This is a genomic window from Pseudomonas izuensis (assembly GCF_009861505.1).
Lineage (GTDB): Bacteria > Pseudomonadota > Gammaproteobacteria > Pseudomonadales > Pseudomonadaceae > Aquipseudomonas > Aquipseudomonas izuensis.
The window spans coordinates 31,633-36,200 of the sequence record NZ_WTFT01000055.1; the positions used below are offsets into that span (position 1 = coordinate 31,633).

At 59.4% G+C, this 4,568-nt stretch carries 4 protein-coding genes; all 4 read left to right on the forward strand.

Annotated features, from left to right (window positions below; translation table 11 throughout):
• Nucleotides 1-618: 618 nt before the first annotated feature.
• Nucleotides 619-1,908 carry an NAD(P)/FAD-dependent oxidoreductase gene (locus GPL81_RS29885; protein WP_160109659.1) on the forward strand — a complete coding sequence of 430 codons (1,290 nt, stop codon included), beginning with the start codon at nucleotides 619-621 and terminating at the stop codon, nucleotides 1,906-1,908.
• Nucleotides 1,909-1,933: 25 nt separating this feature from the next.
• Complete coding sequence (locus GPL81_RS29890; protein WP_096510543.1) at nucleotides 1,934-2,488, forward strand: helix-turn-helix domain-containing protein; 555 nt, start codon at nucleotides 1,934-1,936, stop codon at nucleotides 2,486-2,488.
• A gap of 24 nt (nucleotides 2,489-2,512) precedes the next feature.
• Entirely contained in the window at nucleotides 2,513-3,859 is a 1,347-nt protein-coding gene (locus tag GPL81_RS29895) for a glutamine synthetase family protein (protein ID WP_160109660.1), read from the forward strand.
• Between the two features lie 376 nt (nucleotides 3,860-4,235).
• On the forward strand, nucleotides 4,236-4,451 hold the full coding sequence (locus tag GPL81_RS29900) for a TOBE domain-containing protein (RefSeq protein WP_007904463.1): 216 nt from the start codon (nucleotides 4,236-4,238) through the stop codon (nucleotides 4,449-4,451).
• Nucleotides 4,452-4,568 lie beyond the last annotated feature (117 nt).

Here is a 4,568-nt window from a genome sequence, read left to right on the forward strand (position 1 = left end):
GCCCACTGCGCAGAACCTGCGTTCGGCCTCTCGATGGGGCAAGAAAATCAAAAGCCAAAGCCGCGCGAGTCGGCCTGACAGCCGACCTGCTTTTCGCCCTGTCCGCGATCCAATTGTGGGAGCGAGCCTGCTCGCGATGGGCGTCCAGACAACGCGATCATCCAGACAGGGCGCGTAATCGTTGACGTCCTTCGCGAGCAGGCTCGCTCCCACAGGGAGAATGAGTTCACTTGAAATCAGGTCGGCTGTCAGGCCGCCTCGCTTCGGCTTTTGATTTGGGCGCCCCGTTAAACCACGCTGGCCGAACGCAGGCGTTGCTCCGTGGGTAAACCGGCAGGACGCCGGTTTAGCCGCGCTGGGCCAGGGATGGCCCATCGCGGCGACCCACGGAGCAATGCCGGAGTGAGGGCATGCCGAGCCTAAGCGAGGCACCGAGTGGTGGGGCAAGAGCGCTTGGTTACTTGGCGCTTTTCCAAGTAACCCGCCGTAAGGGCGGAACCCTAAGTCGCCATCACCGAAGAAACGGATAAGCCCCCAAAACCACCAACCATTGCCCACATGAAATCTATCGTGTATTTTTTCATGAAATTAAAACTATAAAAATTCACGGAGCCGGTCATGTTTCAGCAATCCACCCAACACGTCGCCAGCTACTACGCCCATTCCTGCGCCGATCACATAAAAAATCGTGCGCCCTTGGAGGGCGAGCAAAACGCCGAAGTGCTGATCATCGGCGCCGGCTTCAGCGGCTTGCACACCGCGTTGCGCCTGGCCCTGGCCGGCAAGCGCGTGACATTGCTGGAAGCCAGTCGGGTGGCGTGGGCGGCGTCTGGGCGCAATGGCGGCCAGGCCATCCTCGGCTGGTCCTGCGACATGCCACCGCTGGAAGCCGCGCTGGGGTATGAACGCGCGCGGCGATTGTGGGACGGCATGCGCTGGGCGGCGCGGGAGTTGCGGGAGCTGCCGGCACGGCATGGTTTCGATTGCGACTACCGGGCCGGCCACCTCTGGACTTCGGTGATGCCGCGACGGGTCAGCCTGTTGACCGAATGGCAGCACGAGGCCAGCCACAAGTGGGGGCACGATGGTTTGCAGTTCATCGAACGTATTCAATTGCCCGAGTGGGTCGCCAGCGAGCGCTACCAGGCCGGCCTGTTCGATCCCGAAGGCGGGCACTTGAACCCGCTGAAACTGGCGCTGGGCCTGGCCGCCGCGATCGAGCGGGCTGGTGGCGTGATTCATGAACAAAGCAAAGCGCTGAATTATCGCGAGGATGGCGACGGCTATGTGGTGACCACTGAAACCGGTCAAATCCGCGCGGACGTGTTGGTACTGGCCTGTAATGCCTATCTGGATCGACTCGATCCGCAGCTGGCCAGTTGCGTGTTACCCGTGGGCACCTACCAAGTGGCCACTGCGCCACTGTCCGAGGCACAAGCGACCGCGCTACTGCCGAGCAACGTGTGCGTCACCGACAACCAGTTCGTGCTCGATTATTTCCGCCGCACCCCCGACAACCGCCTGCTGTTCGGCGGTGGCTGCACCTACCTGGGTGGCATGCCCAAGGACATCGCCGGTGCCACCCGACCCTGCCTGGAGCGAGTGTTTCCGCAACTCAAAGGGGTCGAGCTGGAGTTCGCCTGGGGCGGTCACATCGACCTGACACTCAAGCGCACGCCGGACATCGGTCGACGCGGCGACCTGTACTGGTTGCAGGGGTATTCCGGGCACGGCGTACTGCCGACCCTGGCCGGGGCGCGGGCAGTGTCCGATGCGATACTCGGTCAGTCGGATGAGTTGGCGTTGTACCAGGGGTTGAACAACGGCAGCTTTCCCGGCGGCAAATACATGGCCGCACCGCTGGAAGCCATCGGCAAAGCCTGGTACCGGCTGCGCGACAGCATTTGAAACGGCAATTTCTGGAAGCCTTTAGATGGACATGCAAGAAGAGATTTCAGCGCTGGCGATCCTGATCCAGGACCTGCGCAAACACAAGAAATACACCCTGAAGGAACTGGCGGACAAAATCGGCCGTTCCGTGGGGTTTCTTTCGCAGGTCGAGCGCGGGTTGTCCCGGCCGACGGTAGCGGACTTGACCGCCATCAGCGAAACCCTCGGCGTGCCGACCACCTATTTCTACAGCCTGCCCAAACCCATGGCCTTGCCCTGGGTGACCCGGCCGGATGAACGACGCACCTTGTATTACGCCGACGGGATCACCGACATCCTGGTCTCGCCGAAAATGCGCGCGTCCTTTTCCATGCTCGAAAGCCAACTCGAACCGGGCGCCAGCAGTGGTGACCGGCACATGAAAGACAGCTCGGAGCAGGGCGGCTACGTCCTGGAAGGGGAATTGACGCTGTGGCTGGACAGCGACGAGCCCGTCACCCTGCGCGCCGGCGACAGTTTCCAGCTGGCCAGTCATGCCCATTGCCGCTACGGCAACCTCTCAGACCAACTCACCCGCGTGCTGTGGGTTTACACCTGATAAAAACAACAAAGGAACAAGATGATGGATGCTGTGTGCTCTGATCTGCTGGCCGAAGTCCGCGGGTTTCGTCAGCGCTACCCCCAGGTGCGCTACGTCGACCTGATTTCCCTGGACATTCCCGGACATTTTTACGGCAAGCGCTACCCGATCGAAATGCTGGAAAAAGTGGCAGCCGGCAGCGTGCTCAAGCTGCCGCAAAACTGCGTATTGCTCGGCACCCAGGGCGGGCTGTTCAAGATCGGCGACTACTGCTTCAACGACGGCGATCCGGATGCGCCACGGCGCCTGGTGCCCGGCACCTTGAAGTTGGTGAACTGGGAACAGCAGCCGCTGGGGCAGATGCTGATCACCTCCGACGGCACGCAAAAACCGATCGTTTTCGAGCCACGGGAAGTGTTGGCGCAGGTGCTGGAGCGGCTGGGCCGCAAGGGCATTTTTCCGGTGGTGGCGTTCGAGCTGGAGTTTTATCTGTTCGATCGGCAATTGCGTGATGGCTTGCCGCAGTTCGCCCGCGACCCCCTGACCGACGATGCCGATGATCAGCCGAACATGCACATCGAGCGACTGTCGCGATTTGCCCCGGTGCTCGATGAAATGGTCGAGACCGCGCGCACGCAAGGCATCGATGCCACGGTGATCACCGCAGAACTGGGCCCAGGTCAGTTCGAAATCAATTTCGGTCACCTGGACGACGGACTGCGTGCGGCGGACTGGGCGGCGTTGTTTTGCCGCAGCACCCGGGGTGTGGCGCTCAAACACGGCTATCGCGCCAGTTTCATGTCCAAACCCTACTTGCAGCACCCCGGTAGCGGCATGCATGTGCATGTAAGCCTTTACGACGAAGCGGGCAACAATCTGCTGGCGGCGAACGGGCAACGGGCGCTGCGTCACGCCGTGGCCGGGTGCCTGGACGTGTTGCCGCACTGCATGCCGATTTTTGCCCCGAACCACAACGCCATGCGCCGCTTGAGCGGCACAGTGAACGTCGCTTCCCGCGCCAGTTGGGGCTTTGAAGACCGTGACGCCTGCCTGCGGGTGCCGGAGTCGGACGCGAAAAACCTGCGGATCGAACATCGCCTGGCGGGTGCGGATGCCAACCCTTACCTCGTGCTCGCCGCGATCCTGGTGGGCCTGGAGCAAGGCCTGGAAAGCGGCCGCGAACCGATTGCCCCGCTCAATGAAGATCGCAGCAGCGGCATCGACTTTCCACTGGAGATGCTTGAGGCCGTGCAGTCCATGCAAGCCAACCCTCGATTGCGTGAAGGTTTGGGGGCTGAGTTTGTCGACGTGTATTGCGAGAACAAACGCCAGGACCATTTGGCGTTCATGCACGACATCAGTGCGCGGGAGTACCGCTGGTTTCTGTAATTCCGGGTACTGCCAGTTAAAGGCGTTTCGAGGTTAACCTTAAAAAATATCTGGATATTTAATGGGTTATGAAATTTAGTAACCGAATGGTTAACTAAAATATCTTGTTACAGCGAGAAATATTCCGTAATATTCGCCCCGCGTTCACCACCACGGTTTATGCATTTTTAAATCCCGGGCTTCCATCAGCTGCCCGGGATTTTTTTTGCCTGAAATTTAGTGTCAGTGGTTCGCACAGGGCCGGGAACAACAATCAATATTCTTTAAAGCTATAAATAGATAATTATATATTCCTTTTAATCTTGATGAGCGCGGTTCATTTTGAAGGCCTGCACATCCATGGGGATGTACTCGACATCAGACAGGAAGCCTCATCATGACCATCAAAGCGATCAACGTGCGCAACCAGTTCAAGGGCGTCATCAAGGAAATTCTGGAAGGTGAGGTGGTCTCCGAAATCGACGTGCAAACCGCCTCGGGCATCGTGACCTCGGTCATCACCACCCGTTCGGTGCGCGACCTTGAATTGAAGGTCGGCAGCGAGGTCATTGCCTTCGTGAAGTCCACCGAAGTCTCGATTGCCAAACTTTGAGGCTCAGCTGAAGCGACGTCACCCAGGCAAAATAACCATGAAAAAACCCGGCTGATCAGGCCGGGTTTTTTGTGGGGTATTGCGGTAGGGCAGTTGGTTTATGCGACGCGGTTGCCT

Coding starts and splice junctions, on each gene's coding strand:
- GPL81_RS29885 (WP_160109659.1), top strand. CDS start 619: ATGTTTCAGCAATCCACCCAACACGTCGCCAGCTACTACGCCCATTCC.
- GPL81_RS29890 (WP_096510543.1), top strand. CDS start 1,934: ATGGACATGCAAGAAGAGATTTCAGCGCTGGCGATCCTGATCCAGGAC.
- GPL81_RS29895 (WP_160109660.1), top strand. CDS start 2,513: ATGGATGCTGTGTGCTCTGATCTGCTGGCCGAAGTCCGCGGGTTTCGT.
- GPL81_RS29900 (WP_007904463.1), top strand. CDS start 4,236: ATGACCATCAAAGCGATCAACGTGCGCAACCAGTTCAAGGGCGTCATC.